This window comes from uncultured Roseovarius sp. (genome assembly GCF_963972555.1).
Lineage (GTDB): Bacteria > Pseudomonadota > Alphaproteobacteria > Rhodobacterales > Rhodobacteraceae > Roseovarius > Roseovarius mucosus.
This window is the reverse complement of record NZ_CAXAUM010000017.1, coordinates 27,646-44,494: the sequence shown is the minus strand read 5'-3', so window position 1 is coordinate 44,494 and position 16,849 is coordinate 27,646. Positions and strand designations below refer to the sequence as shown.

Annotated in this window: 17 protein-coding genes; 11 read left to right on the top strand and 6 right to left on the bottom strand. The window is 62.0% G+C overall.

Annotated features, from left to right (window positions below; translation table 11 throughout):
- Positions 1-229: 229 nt before the first annotated feature.
- Complete coding sequence (locus AACZ65_RS14750) at positions 230-1,447, bottom strand: FAD-dependent monooxygenase (protein WP_339672091.1); 1,218 nt, start codon at positions 1,445-1,447, stop codon at positions 230-232.
- An 84-nt stretch (positions 1,448-1,531) separates the two neighbouring features.
- Between AACZ65_RS14750 and AACZ65_RS14745 the strand changes: the two genes are divergently transcribed.
- The 8 genes from AACZ65_RS14745 (at position 1,532) to AACZ65_RS14710 (ending at position 9,069) form a co-directional block, all read left to right on the top strand.
- Positions 1,532-2,875 (top strand): amidase family protein, encoded by a 1,344-nt coding sequence (locus tag AACZ65_RS14745; RefSeq protein WP_339672089.1) that lies wholly within the window; start codon positions 1,532-1,534, stop codon positions 2,873-2,875.
- A 4-nt stretch (positions 2,876-2,879) separates the two neighbouring features.
- On the top strand, positions 2,880-3,500 hold the full coding sequence (locus tag AACZ65_RS14740) for an FMN-binding negative transcriptional regulator (RefSeq protein ID WP_339672087.1): 621 nt from the start codon (positions 2,880-2,882) through the stop codon (positions 3,498-3,500).
- Between the two features lie 60 nt (positions 3,501-3,560).
- On the top strand, positions 3,561-4,163 hold the full coding sequence (locus AACZ65_RS14735) for a glutathione S-transferase (protein ID WP_296632412.1): 603 nt from the start codon (positions 3,561-3,563) through the stop codon (positions 4,161-4,163).
- Positions 4,164-4,372: 209 nt separating this feature from the next.
- Positions 4,373-4,936 carry a ubiquinol-cytochrome c reductase iron-sulfur subunit gene (petA, locus tag AACZ65_RS14730; protein ID WP_037273366.1) on the top strand — a complete coding sequence of 188 codons (564 nt, stop codon included), beginning with the start codon at positions 4,373-4,375 and terminating at the stop codon, positions 4,934-4,936.
- Positions 4,937-4,948: 12 nt separating this feature from the next.
- The gene (petB, locus tag AACZ65_RS14725; RefSeq protein ID WP_037273369.1) at positions 4,949-6,271 is read left to right on the top strand and encodes a cytochrome b; all 1,323 of its coding nucleotides are present in this window, start codon (positions 4,949-4,951) and stop codon (positions 6,269-6,271) included.
- A 10-nt stretch (positions 6,272-6,281) separates the two neighbouring features.
- Positions 6,282-7,133 carry a cytochrome c1 gene (locus AACZ65_RS14720; RefSeq protein ID WP_339672082.1) on the top strand — a complete coding sequence of 284 codons (852 nt, stop codon included), beginning with the start codon at positions 6,282-6,284 and terminating at the stop codon, positions 7,131-7,133.
- Positions 7,134-7,317: 184 nt separating this feature from the next.
- The gene (locus AACZ65_RS14715; RefSeq protein WP_339672081.1) at positions 7,318-8,358 is read left to right on the top strand and encodes a fatty acid desaturase; all 1,041 of its coding nucleotides are present in this window, start codon (positions 7,318-7,320) and stop codon (positions 8,356-8,358) included.
- Positions 8,359-8,400: 42 nt separating this feature from the next.
- Complete coding sequence (locus tag AACZ65_RS14710; RefSeq protein WP_339672079.1) at positions 8,401-9,069, top strand: cupin domain-containing protein; 669 nt, start codon at positions 8,401-8,403, stop codon at positions 9,067-9,069.
- Between the two features lie 176 nt (positions 9,070-9,245).
- Here AACZ65_RS14710 and AACZ65_RS14705 read toward each other — a convergent pair whose 3' ends face one another.
- Together AACZ65_RS14705 and mutY are read right to left on the bottom strand one after the other, a co-directional pair.
- Positions 9,246-10,385, bottom strand: a complete 1,140-nt coding sequence (locus tag AACZ65_RS14705; protein WP_339672078.1) for an alkane 1-monooxygenase — start codon at positions 10,383-10,385, stop codon at positions 9,246-9,248.
- Between the two features lie 41 nt (positions 10,386-10,426).
- Complete coding sequence (gene mutY / locus AACZ65_RS14700; protein ID WP_339672077.1) at positions 10,427-11,488, bottom strand: A/G-specific adenine glycosylase; 1,062 nt, start codon at positions 11,486-11,488, stop codon at positions 10,427-10,429.
- Between the two features lie 82 nt (positions 11,489-11,570).
- Between mutY and AACZ65_RS14695 the strand changes: the two genes are divergently transcribed.
- The 3 genes from AACZ65_RS14695 (at position 11,571) to AACZ65_RS14685 (ending at position 14,179) form a co-directional block, all read left to right on the top strand.
- On the top strand, positions 11,571-12,080 hold the full coding sequence (locus AACZ65_RS14695) for a DciA family protein (RefSeq protein ID WP_339672075.1): 510 nt from the start codon (positions 11,571-11,573) through the stop codon (positions 12,078-12,080).
- A gap of 27 nt (positions 12,081-12,107) precedes the next feature.
- On the top strand, positions 12,108-12,716 hold the full coding sequence (locus tag AACZ65_RS14690; RefSeq protein ID WP_339672074.1) for a DsbA family protein: 609 nt from the start codon (positions 12,108-12,110) through the stop codon (positions 12,714-12,716).
- Positions 12,717-12,829: 113 nt separating this feature from the next.
- Entirely contained in the window at positions 12,830-14,179 is a 1,350-nt protein-coding gene (locus AACZ65_RS14685; protein WP_339672072.1) for an aminotransferase class III-fold pyridoxal phosphate-dependent enzyme, read from the top strand.
- An 82-nt stretch (positions 14,180-14,261) separates the two neighbouring features.
- On the opposite strand, the gene AACZ65_RS14680 is transcribed toward AACZ65_RS14685, so the two are convergent.
- The 3 genes from AACZ65_RS14680 to AACZ65_RS14670 form a co-directional block, all read right to left on the bottom strand.
- Positions 14,262-14,546, bottom strand: coding sequence for a hypothetical protein (locus AACZ65_RS14680; protein ID WP_037273393.1), 285 nt, complete (start codon positions 14,544-14,546; stop codon positions 14,262-14,264).
- Between the two features lie 123 nt (positions 14,547-14,669).
- A complete protein-coding gene (locus AACZ65_RS14675; RefSeq protein ID WP_339672070.1) occupies positions 14,670-16,205 on the bottom strand; it encodes an alanine/glycine:cation symporter family protein in 1,536 nt (511 codons plus the stop codon).
- A 27-nt stretch (positions 16,206-16,232) separates the two neighbouring features.
- Positions 16,233-16,667 carry a universal stress protein gene (locus AACZ65_RS14670; protein WP_037273398.1) on the bottom strand — a complete coding sequence of 145 codons (435 nt, stop codon included), beginning with the start codon at positions 16,665-16,667 and terminating at the stop codon, positions 16,233-16,235.
- Between the last annotated feature and the right edge of the window lie 182 nt (positions 16,668-16,849).

The following is a 16,849-nucleotide window of genomic DNA, read 5'->3' as shown; positions in this document are numbered from 1 at the left end:
CTCTCCTGTCAAACCCTAAATAAAAATCCGTCCCTTACTGGCGTTCTCCCCAAGCATTGTGCCGCGCGATCGCTGGGCCGGGGACTAGCGATGCAACGGTAGTGGTTGCCACTTTATGCCTGCCAAGTTCGTCTAAACTCTCAGAATTTTACTCCCTCTCAAAATCGCTAGGCCGCGGGACAGCCCAGCGATCGCGCGGCGCCCTTCGGGCTTGATTCCGCGCGGTGTCTTAACCCTTCATCAACTCGGGCAAGTCCCCCGTCAGCCCCGCCGCCTCGCGGATGAAGCCCCGGCGCAGGCGGGGCATATGGCCGAGCGCGCCCATGCCAAGATCGCGGGCGGCGCGAAGGAGCGGGTTGTCGTTGGAGAAAAGCCGGTTGGTGAGGTCGGTGGCCAAGGCGAGCGTCGCGGTGTCGAACCGCCGCCACTGCTGGTAGCGGGCGAGCACATCGGGTGCTGCGATATCCTCGCCCCGGTGCGCGGCCTCGGTCATCACCTGTGCCAGCGCGGCGACATCGCGCAGGCCCGCGTTGAGCCCCTGTCCGGCAATCGGATGCATGCCGTGGGCGGCGTCACCGATCAGCGCAAGGCGGTCCGCGACAAAGCTGTTGGCCACGGTCAGGCTGAGCGGATAGGTGTAGCGCGCGCCGCGCAGTTTGATGGCACCGAGGAAATCGCCAAAGCGCGGGCGCAGCACCTCCATGAATTCGGCATCGGGAAGGGCGGCGAAGCGGGCGGCGGTGGCGTCGGTCTCGGACCAGACGATCGAGCTGACATTGCCGGGCAGCGGCAGGATCGCGAGCGGGCCGGGAGGCATGAAGAACTGATGCGCGATGCCGTGATGCGGCAATTCGTGTTCGATGGCCGCGACGAGTGCCGTCTGGCCATAGCCCCAGCCGGTGCGCCGGATACCCGCGCGCGCGGCGGTGCCTGAGCTACGCCCATCGGCCCCGATGAGAAGACGGCCCGTGAGGGTCTTGCCCGAGGCGAGCGTGACGGTGACGCCAGTGGCGTCGCTTTCTTGTGCTGTGACCGTGTCGTTGGAAACCTGGGTGATCAGGGGTTGCTCTGCCATGGCTTCGATCAGGGCGCGGCGGAGGTAGCGATCCTCGAGCATATGGCCCATCGGGCCTTCTTCGATCTCGGCATGGTCGAAATGCAGGAAGAAAGGTGATGGCCCTTCGCCCGCACGCCCGTCCGAAACCTTGATTTCCAGCATCGGCTGGGCATGTTCGGCCACGCGGTCCCAGATCCCGAGGTTCTGCAAGAGCCGCACCGAGGCGAGCGCCAAGGCATAGGCGCGCCCGTCGAAGGCCGCATTCTTGCGGGTGGGTTCGGGTAGGGCGTCGATCACCGTGCTGGAAAGCCCCGCCTGGGCGGCGGCAAGGGCGAGGGTGGGGCCGTTGAGGCCGCCACCGACGATGAGAAGGTCGCTGTCATGTGTCATGCGCCCAATATGTGCGTGCGCGCGGGATTGTCCATGCGCCGCTCTGCCGCTAGCAATGGTTTTTGAACGCAAGAGGGGGACGGGATGCGGGACTGGCTGAAGATGACGGCGGGCGATCTGGGGCGCGGCATTGGTCGTGGCGAGATTGACCCCGAGGCTCTGTGTGAGACCTATCTGGGGGCAATCCAGGCTCATCCGTTGCGGAGCCGCATTTACAGCGCGGTGACCGAAGAGCGCGCGCTGGCCGAGGCGGCGGCGGCATCGGCGCGGGCCAAGGCGGGGCAGCGTCTGGGCCTGCTCGACGGGGTGCCGGTCAGCTGGAAAGACCTCTTTGACAGCGCAGGTGTGGCGACCGAGGCGGGATCGGCGCTGTTGCAAGGCCGGGTGCCGGATCGCGATGCCGAAGTCTTGCGCAACGGCACGGCGGCGGGGTTGGTCTGCCTTGGCAAGACGCATATGAGCGAACTGGCCTTTTCCGGTCTGGGCCTCAATCCGGTGACGGCAACACCGCCCTGCGTGAACAATGCGAAGGCCGTGCCGGGGGGCTCGTCGTCGGGGGCGGCGGCGAGCGTGGCCTTTGATCTGGCCCCCTGCGGGATCGGGTCGGACACGGGCGGGTCGGTGCGCATCCCGTCGGCGTGGAATGATCTGGTCGGGCTCAAGACCACTTCGGGGCGGGTTTCGTTGCAGGGGGTGGTGCCGCTTTGCCTGCGGTTCGACACGGTGGGGCCGCTGGCCCGCTCGGTCGAGGATTGCGCGCTGATGCTGGCGGCATTGGAAGGGGGCAAGGCGGCGGATTTGCGCGGGGCGACCTTGGCGGGGCTGCGGTTTGCAGTGCTGCGGACGTCGGTGATGGAGGATATTCGGCCCGAACCGGCGCGCGCCCATGCGCTCGCGCTGGAGGTGCTGCGAGAGGCGGGCGCGGTGATCGAAGAGATCGAGGCGCCCGAGGTGGCCGAGGCGCTGCCGCTCTCGCCGGTGCTGTTCACGGGCGAGGCCTATGGGCTCTGGCGCGAGGTGATCGAGGCGGCGCCGGACAAGATGTTCGCGCCGATTCTGGAGCGGTTCCGCAGCGGCAAGGACATCAGTGCCGCCGATTATGTGGCGGGGTGGCGCAAGCTCGAGGTGCTGCGCGCGACATGGAACGCGCGGGTGGCGGGCTATGATGCGGTGCTCATGCCCACGGCTCCCAATCTGCCGCCCGATCAGGCGCGGCTCCTGGCCGATCCCGACTATTACGTAACCGAGAACCTGCTGACCTTGCGCAATACGCGGGTGGGCAATCTCTTGGGGCTCTGTGCCGTGACGCTGCCCACGGGGGAGCCGAGTTGCGGTCTGATGCTCTGCGGGCAGCCCTATGGTGAGGAGCGGCTGTTGCGGGTGGCAAAGGCGGTCGAGGATGTTCTCTGCCCCCGACGCGGGGAATAGGGCCATGCATCCCAATCCCGCCTTTCGTCAGGCCACGGCGGCGTACAATCTGGAATTTGCGCGCGCACGCGGGTTCGGGATCCTGGCGGTTTGCAGCCCCGAGGGGCCATTGATGAGCCATATTCCGTTTCTCTTGAATGCGGATGGGACGCAGGTCGAGTTTCATCTGGTACGTTCCAATCCGATTGCGCGGCTTTTGACTGGGCCGCTCAAGGCGCGGTTGGCGATCGAGGGGCCGCATTCCTATGTCTCGCCCGACTGGTATGGGGTCGAGGATCAGGTGCCGACGTGGAACTATGTCGCCGTGCATCTGGTGGGAGAGGTCATGTTGCAGCCGCAAGAGGGGATGCGCGACCTTCTGGATCGGCAATCGGCGGAGTTCGAGGCGCGGCTTGCGCCCAAGCCGGAATGGCGGGCCGAAAAGATGACGCCCGAGGTGCTGGACCGAATGATGCGGCAGATCGTGCCCTGCGCGATGCGGGTGGACGAGATCGCGGGCACGTGGAAGCTGGGGCAGAACAAGCCCGAGGAGGTGCGTCTGCGTGCCGCCGATTATCTGGGCCCGGCAGGGCAGGGGCAGGAAACTGACCTCTTGGCCGAATGGATGCGCGCGCCGCCTGCGTGAGCGGCTTTACAGCGTCGGGGGCTGGGCCTAGGGTCACGCCAAAACTTCAAGGAGCGCGTCATGAAACTCATTTCCTCGCCTTTGTCCCCCTTTGTGCGCAAGGTGCGTGTACTCTTGCTGGAAAGCGGTCTGGCGGACCAGGTCGAAGTGGTCGATGTGACCACCACGCCGCTGGAGACCGATCCGCAGGCGGCGGCGGCCAATCCGCTGGGCAAGATTCCCGCGCTGGTGCGGCTCGACGGTCCGGCAATCCACGACAGCCGGGTGATCACCCGCTATCTGGATCAGCAGGCGGGCGGGCGGTTTTATCCCGAGGCGCGGCTCTGGGAGGTGCTGACGCTGGAGGCGATTGCCGAAGGCATCATGGAAGCGGCGCTGGCGATGACCTATGAAGCACGGTTTCGTCCCGAAGACATGCGCTATGCGCCTTGGGTCGAGGGGCAGTGGGCCAAGGCGGCGCGGGCGCTGGATGCCGTGGAAGGGCGCTGGATGAGCCATCTCGCGGGGCCGCTCGACATGAGCCATATCGCGCTGGGTTGTGCGCTGGGCTATCTCGATTTTCGCCATGACGTGCGCGGTTGGCGGGATGGGCATCCGGCGTTGGAGGCGTGGTATGCCAAGATGAGCGCGCGCGAAAGCATGGTTAAAACTGCCCCGGCGTAAGCGTGGTCGGCGTGAGAGGGCCGCGCCCGGCTTGCCGAACAGGACCCGTGAAGCGCGACAGATGCGCGCTCTGTTGAAATCTAGGGGCAATGCAGGCTGGACGGCCCCCCAAAGCCTCGCTAAATAGCCGCACATGCTGGCTTTGGGAATCCCGAGGCCTATCATCGTATGAGGCCGATTGCGGCACTGATATATAGGGAGTATTTCTCGTGTCCCACGCAGAAGATCACGAAGGCACCCGGAGGGATTTCCTCTATTATGCGACCGCGGGCGCGGGTGCCGTGACCGCAGGCGCAGCCATCTGGCCGCTGATCAACCAGATGAACCCCTCGGCGGATGTTCAGGCTCTGTCCTCGATCCGCGTGGATGTGTCCGGGATTGAACCTGGGACGCAATTGACGGTGAAATGGCTGGGCAAGCCGGTGTTCATCCGTCGCCGGACCGCGAAAGATATCGAGGCGGCGCGCAGCGTTGATGTCGCCACGCTGCCCGACGGTCTGGCACGCAATGCAAATATCGAAGAGACCGCACCCGCAACGGACGAGAACCGTACGCTCGATGAAGCGGGTGAATGGCTGGTCGAAATGGGCGTATGCACCCATCTCGGTTGCGTTCCCATCGGTGATGGTGCCGGTGATTTCGGTGGTTGGTTCTGCCCCTGTCACGGGTCGCACTATGACAGCGCGGGCCGTATCCGCAAAGGGCCCGCCCCGGAGAACCTTCCGGTGCCGGTGGCCCAATTCCTCGACGAAACCACGATCCAACTGGGATAAGGAAACGCGCAAATGTCCGGGATTCCGCACGATCACTATGAGCCCAAGACGGGCGGCGAGAAATGGCTTCATTCGCGCCTGCCCATCGTCGGGTTGCTTTATGACACCATCATGATTCCCACGCCCAAGAACCTGAACTGGATGTGGATCTGGGGTATTGTTCTGACCTTCTGTCTGGTGCTGCAAATCGTCACCGGCATCATTCTGGTGATGCATTACACGCCGCATGTCGATCTGGCCTTTGCCAGCATCGAGCATATCATGCGCAACGTGAACGGTGGTCATTTCATTCGCTACCTGCATATGAACGGCGCGTCGCTGTTCTTTGTGGCCGTTTACCTGCATATTTTCCGCGGTCTCTACTATGGGTCTTACAAAGCCCCGCGTGAGGTGACGTGGATCATCGGCATGTTGATTTATCTTGCGATGATGGGCACGGCATTCATGGGTTATGTGTTGCCTTGGGGGCAGATGTCGTTCTGGGGGGCCACGGTGATCACCGGGCTGTTTGGCGCGATCCCGTTCATCGGCGAGTCGATCCAGACCTGGCTGTTGGGTGGGCCAGCGGTGGACAATGCCACGCTGAACCGCTTCTTCTCGCTGCATTATCTCTTGCCCTTTGTGATCGCCGCACTGGTGGCGCTGCATATCTGGGCGTTCCACACCACGGGCAACAACAACCCGACCGGCGTGGACGTGCGCCGCACCTCCAAGGAAGAGGCGCAGAAGGATACCGTTCCGTTCTGGCCCTATTTCGTGATCAAGGACCTCTTTGCCTTGGCCGTGATCATGGTGGTGTTCTTTGCCATCGTCGGTTTCATGCCCAACTACCTTGGCCATCCCGACAACTACATCGAAGCGAATCCGCTGGTGACGCCCGCGCATATCGTGCCGGAATGGTACTTCTTGCCGTTCTACGCGATCCTGCGTGCCTTTACCGCCGATGTCTGGGTGGTGATGTTCGCCAACTGGATCACCGGCGGAATCATCGACGCCAAGTTCTTTGGCGTGTTGGCGATGTTCGGGGCTATCGCGGTGATGGCGCTGGCACCCTGGCTTGATACGTCTTCGGTGCGGTCGGGCCGCTATCGCCCGATGTTCAAGTGGTGGTTCTGGCTCTTGGCGATCGACTTTGTCGTCCTGATGTGGGTGGGCGCAATGCCCGCAGAACCGCCCTATTCCACGATTTCGCTGATCGCGTCGGCCTATTGGTTCGCCTATTTCCTGGTGATCCTGCCGCTCTTGGGCGTGATCGAGAAACCCGAGGCCCAGCCTGCCACCATCGAGGAAGATTTCGATGCGCATTATGGCAAGGCCCACACGCCCGCCGAATAAGAAAGGACGGATGACAATGTTCAAGACAACAGGCATTGCGGCCCTTGTGGCCCTGTCCCTCTCGACCGGCGGCGCATTGGCCGCCGGGGGCGAGGGGCATATCGAGGACGTCGCCTTTTCCTTTGAAGGTCCGTTCGGCAAGTTCGACCAGAACCAGCTTCAGCGCGGTCTGAAGGTCTATACGCAGGTCTGTGCGGCCTGCCATGGGCTGAAGTATGTGCCGCTGCGCACCCTCGGCGACGAGGGTGGGCCGCACCTGCCCGAGGATCAGGTCTTTGCCTATTCCGAGCAGTTCGAGGTGTTCGATCCGGAGCTTGACGATTTCCGGACGGCCACGCCGACCGACCATTTCCCGGCTGTGACCTCGGCCGGGGCCCCGGACCTGAGCCTGATGGCCAAGAAGCGTGCGGGCTTTCACGGCCCTTATGGCACGGGTCTGAGCCAGCTCTTCAACGGGATGGGCGGGGCAGAGTATATCTACTCGCTGATGACCGGCTATCACGAAGTGCCGGAATGTGCGCCCGAGGATTTCCCCGGCACCTATAACGCGGCCTTTACGGCGGGCGGCTATCCCGAAGAGTGCAAGGACGAGCATGGGCACCACACGGTTCCCGGTACTTGGATTGCCATGGGCCAGCCGCTCTGGGGTGACGATGTCGAATATGACGACGGCACCGCGGCCACGTTGGAACAAGAGGCCGAGGATGTCGCGGCCTTCCTGATGTGGACGGCGGAGCCCAAGATGATGGCGCGCAAGCATGCGGGCCTGACCGGCGTGATCTTCCTCACCATCCTGTCGGTGCTGCTCTATCTGACCAACAAGCGGATCTGGGCCCCGGTCAAGGGCAAGAAAACGAGCTGATCGAGTCGCGACCTCATGCATTACGAAAGCCCCGCAAGCCCGGCTTGCGGGGCTTTTGCGTGACGTTGGGTCAAAAATATTTCAAGACGTGGTCAAATAGCGCAGGGGGCAAGGTGACGCAACGTTTGCAAACGCCTGCCAATCCTCTATGAGTTTGGCAATCGCTACCAAAAAATACAGGCACATGCTCGATCAAACCCACCCCGCCCCGCTGCCACCTGAAACACGCGCTGGTAGGGAATGGGCGCAACTCCTTGCGAAATACCGCGAACCGAGTTCGCCGCGTGCCGCGTTTGAATTGTGCGTGACGGTTGGCCCGTTTCTCGCCCTTTGGGGGTTGGCGTGGTGGGCGCTGTCGCTGAGTTACGTGTTGAGTGTCGTTCTGGCGCTCTGCGCCGCGCCGTTCCTGTTGCGCCTGTTTGCTATCCAGCATGATTGCGGCCATGGCGCGTTTTTCAAGAGCCGGTCGATGAACGACTGGCTGGGTCGCGCGCTTGGGGTTGTGACGCTCACGCCTTATGATGTGTGGCGACATTCGCATTCGATCCACCACAGTTCCTCGGGCAATCTGGGGCGGCGGGGCATCGGCGATATAAACACGCTGACGGTGGCGGAATATGCCGCGCTGACGCCGTTTCAGCGGCTGAAATACCGGCTCTATCGCAATCCGCTGGTTCTGTTCGGGTTGGGGCCGGGCTATATCTTTTTGCTGGAGAACCGCCTGCCGCTCGGGTTCATGGGCAAGGCGCGCTATTGGGTCAGCGCGATGGCGACCAATGCTGTTCTGGTGGCGGTGCTGGGGCTGGTGGCGTGGTTCGGGGGGCTGATGCCGATTCTATTGATCTTTTTGCCTTCGACCGTTCTGGCGGCGACGGCGGGAGTGTGGCTTTTCTATGTGCAGCATCAGTTCGAGACGACCCATTGGGAGGCCGAGGAAAACTGGCAATTGCATGATGCCGCGCTTGAGGGCAGCTCGCATTATGTGCTGCCCGGCTGGCTGCAATGGTTGAGCGCCAATATCGGGATTCACCACGTCCATCACGTCAACAGCCGCATTCCTTTTTACCGTTTGCCCGAAGCGCTGCGGGATCACGCCCAACTGGCCCAGATCAACCGGATGACCATCCGCGAGAGCCTTGCCAATGCACGGCTGCATCTTTGGGACGAAAAAGCACGTCGGTTGTTGTCTTTTGCCGAAGCACGGGCGGTGATCGAGGCGGCTTGAATTCGGCGGTCCGCTGCCTAGCTACCCCTCAGGAGGACCGCTATGCGCATCAATGCAGATTTTTCCCAACGTGTCGTGATCCGGCCAGAGGATTACACTTGGGTGCAATCCCCCGCGACCGGAGTCGAGCGGATGATGCTGGACAGAATCGGGGATGAGGTGGCGCGTGCAACCACCATCGTGCGGTTCGCGCCGGATTCGTATTTCGACGCCCATACCCATGATGGCGGTGAGGAATTCCTTGTCCTGGAGGGGGTGTTTTCCGACGAGAGTGGAGATTATCCGGCGGGGTCTTATGTGCGCAATCCGATTGGCACACGTCACAAGCCCCATACCAAGGACGGCTGCACGATCCTTGTGAAGCTCTACCAGTTTGACACGTCCGATACCGAGCAATTCCACATTGACACGAAACGTGCCGCGTTTCGCCCGGGTCTGGTTGAGGGGCTGAGCGTGCTGCCGCTGCATACGGCTGTGAATGAGAATGTGGCGCTGGTGCGTTGGGCGCCCGGCACGCGGTTCACACCGCATCGGCATTGGGGCGGCGAAGAGATATTCGTGATCGAAGGCACCTTTGCCGATGAGCACGGCAGCTACCCGGCGGGGACCTGGCTGCGCAGCCCGCATCTGTCAGAGCACAAACCCTATTCCGACGAGGGCTGTCTGATCTATGTGAAGACGGGGCATCTGCTCGATCAGGTTGCGGCGTGATATTCTATTCTAGGGCGTGTTGCGCCCCATCGAAACCACACCCGTCCCGGGCTTGACCCGGAGTGTCGCCGAGTCAGCGTAGAGGTCCCGGCTCGGGGGGCGGGGCGATGTGACCCCGATGAGACGCCATCCGCTCCGGCCTTCTTTCCAGCGTCCGCGCGCCGCTTCGCATAGCCTTAGCGCGGCAAAGGATTGCTCGCGCGGTTGTAGGGGCGCCAATTGGTGATCTCGGGATAGTACATCTCGCGCCAGCGGCGCACGCGGGGGTTCATCACCCGCCGCCAAATGGGCGGGACCATGGCAGCCAAGGTCATCACCGGATAGCCATAGGGCAGTTGCGGCGCGTCCGCCTCGGTGTAATTCTGCAAGAGCGGAAAGCGGCGATCGGGTTTGTAGTGATGATCCGAATGGCGTTGCAGATTGATCAAGAGCCAGTTCGACGCCTTGTGCGCCGCGTTCCAGCTATGGCGCGGTTGGACATGCTCGTATTTGCCGTCGCCCAGATGTTTGCGCGTCAGGCCGTAATGTTCGATGTAATTCACCAGCTCCAATTGCCAGATTGCAACGAAGGCCTGCCAGACAAAGAGAGCAAGGCCGATCCAGCCGCCGATCAGCCCGGCCAGCAGGACCATGAACCCTTGCAGCGCCCAGTATTTGAAAAACGGGTTCTTGAGGTCATGCCACGGCAGGTTGCGGCGGGCGAGCATGTCGGCCTCTGCCTTGAAGGCCGAGTGCCAGCTTTGCCGGAGCACGCGCGGGAAAAAGCGGTGGAACCCCTCGTTACAGCGCGCCGTGACCGGATCGCGGGGGGTGCCCACATAGCGGTGATGCACCAGCAGATGCTCGGAGCGGAAATGCGAATAGAGCACCATCGCCAAAAGAATGTCGCCCATGAACCGCTCGCCCCGGTTTTTCTGATGCATGAGCTCGTGGCTGTAGTTGATCCCGACCGTGCCGGTGATCACCCCCACGCCAAAGAAAAGCAGGATGGTTTCCAGAGGGCTGAGATGGGCGTCACCGGGGCCGGTGACATACCAGATCAGCCAATAGAGCAGCCCGAATTGCAAAGGGGCCCAGATCAGGGTGATGGCGCGATACCAGGTCAATTGATCCTCGCGCGTCTCAAGATCGGCATTCTCGGTATAAAGCCCAAGAAAGGCGTCGAGGATCGAGAAGAAATACCACGTGGTGAGCGGGAGCAGCAGAACGGTCCAGCCGCCGTTGAGCGCGCCCAGAACGCCCAAGGGCAACAGGAGCAGAGACATCCAGAAGGGCAAAGCGCGGTGCAGTTGGGCAACCTGTGCGGCGGGGATCATGGGGGTGTCCTGTGCAGTTTACACTTACATATCACGGCTTATCACGCGGAAGAGTTTAGCGCAGCCCGCGCAAGGTCAAAGACCTTTCGCATGACGGTAGGCAATTCCGCGGGACGAAACGTTGCGTCAGGCAGGAACTGGCCGCGCCCTGGTGTCGCATCCTCTGGCAGAAGCGCCACGTGGACGCGGAGGCGGAGGTGGAAATGGGTGAAGGTGTGGCGGGCCTCGGCATTTAGCTCCTGCCAGTGGGCGGCAATGGGCGGGGCGGGGGATGGGGTGTCGCCCCAATCGCTGCAGGGCCAGCCCAGCATCCCGCCCAAGAGGCCGCTGTCGGGGCGGCGCTCGAGCAGCCATGCGCCGTCGGCGCGACGGGCGACATAGGCGTGACCATGGCGCAGTGGTTTGGCCGTCTTGGGCAGTTTGCGCGGCAGGTCTGCGGCGGTGCCTGCAGCGTGGGCGGCACAGGGCGCGCGCCAGGGGCAGAGGGCGCAGGCGGGGGATTTGGGCGTGCAGATGGTGGCGCCAAGGTCCATCACCGCCTGTGCGTAATCACCGGGGCGCGAGCGGGGCGTGAGGCGGGCAGCGGCCTCGGTCAGTTCGCGCTTGGCGGTGGGCAGGGGGGTGTGGATGTCATGGAGCCGCGCCATCACCCGTTCGACATTGCCGTCCACCACCACATGCGGCTGATCATAGGCAATGGCGGCAATGGCGGCGGCGGTATAGGGCCCGATGCCGGGTAGCGCGCGCAGGCCGTCGAGCGTGTCGGGAAAGCGTCCGTTGTGATCGCGCACGACCGCGCGGGCGCATTTCAGGAGATTGCGGGCACGGGCGTAGTAGCCCAAGCCCGCCCATTCGCCCATCACGGCAGAATCTTCTGCCGCCGCCAGATCGGCAACGGTGGGCCAGAGCGTTGTGAATCGCAGGAAGTAGGATTTGACCGCCGCGACGGTTGTCTGTTGCAGCATCACTTCGCTGAGCCAGACGCGGTAGGGATCGGGGTGCGCGCCGCCTGCTCGGGCGGCGGGGCTGATCCGCCATGGCAGGTCGCGGGCATGGGTATCATACCACGCGAGAAGGCTCTCAGCCTCGGCGAAATAACGCATAGTTTATCCCTCTGCCTCGCAATCTGCTCTGGTATCCCCTGTCACATGCCATAGATTAGCGCCAATGAGGAGAGCGCCAACCATGACCAGCCGCAAGGCCGCGACATACGGGTTCAAACGCACCTCGGCGTTGCTGCAGACCAGCATCCGCCGCGCCTCGGAGAGCCGTGGCTTCGCACAATCGCGGCTCTTGACCCATTGGGCCGAAGTGGTGGGCGAGGACATCGCGGCCATTGCCCGCCCGGTCGAGGTCTCTTATGCGCGGCAGGGGATGGGGGCAACGCTCACGTTGCTCACGACCGGCGCGCAGGCCCCAATGCTGGAGATGCAAAAGGAAAAGCTGCGCGAGCGGGTCAATGCCGTTTACGGCTACAATGCGATTGCGCGTATTCGTATCACCCAGACAGCCCCCGTGGGTTTTGCCGAGGGGCAGGTGGATTTCTCACATCGGCCCAAGGTGGCGCCGGCGCCCGCCGTGCCGCCCGAGACACTCGAGGCCGCCACGAGCCTTGCCGCGCCTGTCACAGACGACGGGTTGCGGGCCGCGCTGGAAAGGCTGGCGCGCAACGTGTTAACCAAGCAGCAACACTGACCGACCCATCAGACCAAGGATAAAGACATGAAACACATGATCGCAACCGGGGCGCTGGCCCTTGCCATGCTCACAGGCCCCGCCGTGGCACAAGAGGCCGCCCCCGATACGTCGCAGATCGTCGAAATGACGATGGGGCCAGAGGATGCCAAGGTCACGATCATCGAATATGCGTCCTTTACCTGTCCGCATTGCGCGAATTTCCACAAAGGGCCGCTCAAGCAATTGAAGGCCGATTACATCGACACGGACAAGATCCATTTCATTTATCGCGATGTCTATTTTGACCGGTTCGGCCTATGGGCGTCGATGGTGGCGCGCTGCGGCGGGCCCGAGAAATTCTTTGGCATCTCTGATATGCTCTATGAGCAGCAGCGCGAATGGACCCAAGGCGAGCCCGCCGCGATTGCCGACAACCTGCGCCGCATCGGCAAGGTCGCGGGGTTGGAGCCGGATGCGGTCGAGGCCTGCCTGAACGACACCGAAAAGGCCAAGGCGCTTGTGGCCTGGTATCAGCAGAACGCCGAGGCGGATGCGGTCGAGTCGACCCCGACCCTGGTGATCAACGAGCAGAAATATTCCAATATGGCCTATGACGATCTCAAGGCCATCATCGAGGAAAAGCTGGCGGAGTGATCCGCCACGTGGGATGGGCCGGGATTGGTGTTCCGGCCCCTTAATCCCTCTGGACAGTCTCTCGCGGCGGTGGCAGAATTTGATCAAATTCCCACCAATGCCGGAGCACCCCCATGAAAGACGACAATTTCCTGCGTGAGATGAACGCGCGCCACCTGTGGCACCCGATGGGGCATCCCGGCGAGCAGCAGGCCAACGCGCCCAAGATCATCAAGAGCGCCTCAGGTGTGCGGATCACCGACATTGACGGGCATGATCCGGTGGATGCGGTGGGGGGCCTCTGGTGTGTCAACCTCGGCTATTCCAACGATGTGGTGAAACAGGCGATTTCCGATCAGCTCTGGCAGTTGCCCTATTATTCGGCCTTTGCCGGTAGCACCAATCCCGCGGCGATCGAGGCGTCCTATGCGGTGCAGGAATTCTTTGCCGAAGATGGGATGACGCGCGTCTTTTTCACCTCTGGTGGGTCGGATAGCGTGGACACGGCGCTGCGCATGGCGCGGCAATATCACCGCCTGCGGGGGGAACCCACGCGCACCAAGTTCCTGAGCCTGAAAAAGGGCTATCACGGCACCCATTGGGGCGGGGCGAGCGTCAATGGCAACAACCGCTTCCGCATCACCTATGAGCCGCTCTTGCCGGGATGCTATCACCTGCCCAGCCCCTATACCTATCGCAATCCCTATGACGAGACCGATGGGGCCAAACTGGCGCAGAAGATTGCCGCGGCCATGGTGGATGAGATCGAGTTTCAGGACCCCTCGACCATTGCCGCCTTTATCATGGAGCCCATTCAGGGCGCGGGCGGGGTGATCGTGCCGGATGCCTCCTTCATGAAGCTTATGCGCGAGATCTGCGACCGCTACGGCATCCTGATGATTTCGGATGAGGTGATCACCGGGTTCGGGCGCACCGGCGACTGGACCGGCGCGCGGCACTGGGGCGTCAAGCCCGACATGATGACCATCGCCAAGGGCATTACCAGCGGATACTTCCCGGTGGGCGGTGTGGTTCTGGGCGACAAGGTGGCCGACGTCTTTGAAAAGGCGGGGCCGGAAGGCAGCATCTGGACCGGCTATACCTATTCGGCGCATCCCGTGGGCGCGGCGGCCGTGGTGGCGTGCCTGTCGGAAACTCTGCGGCTGGATACCAAGAGCAATGCCGCCGTGCGCGGCACGCAGCTCTATGAAGGGGTCAAGAAGCTGGCCGAAAAATACGACATCATCGGTGATGTGCGTGGCGGCCATGGGTTGATGATGGGGATCGAGCTGGTCAGCGACCGCGCCAAGAAAACGCCGATGGATGCCGCGACCATGAAGCGGGTGCATCAGGCCACCTATGAGGCAGGCGCGATGGTGCGTCTGGGGGCGCATAACATCCTGATGTCGCCGCCCCTGGTGATTTCCGAAGCTGAAATCGACGTGATCCTGTCGGCGCTCGATGCCGGGTTTGCGGCGGCCTGAGCAGGCAATTCTACCTCTGAAAAAGCACGCAAGCGCCTGTTATGGCGCTTGCGTGACGGAAATTGAAGAGGCTTGGCAGTCGTCAGCCAAACCGACCCCATGCTGACTTCATGGCTTTTGACATGTTATCCCATGCCTCGTCGGCGCCGGTCTTGAAATCTTTCCACGCCTCGATGCTGGCGGCCTCAATCTTGTCATACTCGGCTGCCATTTCGGCGCGTTTTTCGCGCAGCTCTTTGATTTGATCCTGATACTTGATCTGCATGTCGGCAGAAGCCTCGCGCGACTGGGCTTGCAGCTTGTCGATTTCGGCTTTCCATTGATCGAGTTGGGCGTGCAGCTTTTTCTGGTATGTCTCTTTGTCCATAACTGGTCCTCCTTGAGGGAAATCGTCGTGTCGTTCTGACATTTATCTATGCATGATCTCCCTGAATCCAAAGGGGCCAGCGGATGTCCGCCGGCCCCCATGATTGTCAAATCGGGTGAAAAGTTACTCGAACTTCTTGATTTCGCCGGACTTCAGGCGGCTGAGATAGCTGTCAAGCTCGCGTTTGACGATGGGCATCAGGAAATAGAGCCCGATGATGTTGACCACCGCCATGGCAAAGATCGCCGCATCCGAAAAGTCGATCACCGGGCCGAGGTTGGCGGCCGCACCGATCACCACGAAGATGCAGAAGATCACCTTGAACACCAGTTCCTTGGTCTCGCCTTCGCCAAAGAGGTAGGTCCAGGCCTTGAGCCCGTAGTAGGACCAGCTGATCATGGTCGAGAAGGCAAAGAGCACGACGGCAATGGCCAGCACATAAGGAAACCAGCTGATTGCGCTGCCAAAGGCCGCGGAGGTGAGACCCACGCCGGAGGTGCCGCCGACGGTCTGGATCGCCGTGCCCGCCTCGTTGAGCAGGTAGTTGCCATCCGATCCTGCAACCAGCTGTCCCGTGATGATGATCACCAGCGCGGTCATGGTGCAGATCACCACCGTGTCGATAAAGGGTTCAAGCAGCGACACGAAACCTTCGGTGATCGGTTCCTTGGTGCGCACCGCCGAATGGGCGATGGCGGCGGAGCCGACGCCGGCCTCGTTGGAAAAGGCCGCGCGCTTGAAGCCTTGGATCAGCGCGCCGACCATGCCACCCGCAACGCCCAGCCCGGTAAAGGCCCCTTCGAAGATCTGGCCAAAGGCCCAGCCAATCTGATCGGCATTCATCGCGATGATGATCAGCGCCGTGCCAACGTAGAGGATGCCCATGAAGGGCACGATTTTCTCGGTCACCTTGGCGATGGATTTGAGGCCGCCCACGATCACCGCAAAGACCACACCGGCAAAGATCACGCCGGTGATCCAGCCCGGATAAGCGCCGACGATGCCGGCAATCTGCTGATGCGCCTGATTGGCCTGAAACATGTTGCCGCCGCCGAGCGCGCCGAGGATACAGAAGATCGAGAACATCACGGCGAGGATTCTGCCACCGGGCAGGCCGCGTTCGGCAAAGCCCTTGGTCAGGTAATACATCGGGCCGCCCGAGACGCGGCCGTCGGGGTATTCGTTGCGGTATTTCACGCCCAAGGTGCATTCGGTGAATTTCGACGCCATGCCCATGAGGCCCGCAAGGATCATCCAGAAGGTCGCGCCGGGGCCACCGATGCTGACCGCGACGGCGACGCCTGCGATATTACCAAGGCCCACGGTGCCCGACAGGGCGGTGGCGAGCGCCTGAAAATGGCTGACTTCGCCGGCATCGTTGGGGTCGGAATAGTCGCCTTTGACCAGTGCGATGGAATGACCGATCGCGCGGAATTGAATAAAGCCGAAATAGAGCGTGAACACGGTGGCACCGATCACAAGCCACGCCACGATCCACGGAAAGGAAGTGCCCGGAAAGTTGGAAAAGATCAGATTGACGAACCAGCCGGTTGAATCGGCGAAAATCTGGTTGACCTTTTCATCAACGGATTGTGCATGAGCGGGCATGGCGAGCATCGCCGCCCCGACCGCCGCCGCAGGAAATGCGTATCGAGTCATTTTTGTTATCCCTGTTGTTTCTTGCTGTTATGGAACAATGGTGCAGGGCACCGGGGCCGTCTGCACAAGCGCACCGGCGACCGAACCGAACACCCGCGCGCCGATCGCCGACTGGCCATCACGTCCGATGACGATCTGGACGGCGTTCACCTCTTTGGCGATACGGCAGAGCAGATCGGCGGTGTTGCCATAGCGGATTACGGTTTCAACCGGCATGCCGCTGTCCTTCAGTTCCGTAACGACGGTTGAGGTGATCGCCTTTTCTGCGCGCTCCATCTCTTCGCGGCGGCGCTTGTGACGTTCCTCCAACTCGCTGGCCGTCAGGAAGGAATAGGGCGACCATTCCAGCACATGTGCCAGCACGATAGTGCCGCCTTGTGCGCGTGCGCGCTCTACCGCGAATTCCAAGGCGCGCCGCGATGACACGCTGCCGTCGTAGCCGACGACGAATTTTCCAGACATGACAGGATCTCCCTCGCTGTTGTTGTTACTTGTCCGGGCATCCAGACGTTGCCCGGTAGTCTACTCTACCAGAGGTTACGTCTGCGGTTTTCCCGGATTTCCCGGATTTGCAGGCCGAATGCCGTAAATTTCGGCAAAAATCGGGATGTGCTGCAAGAATCTTCGCCTTTAGTGCTGAGGTC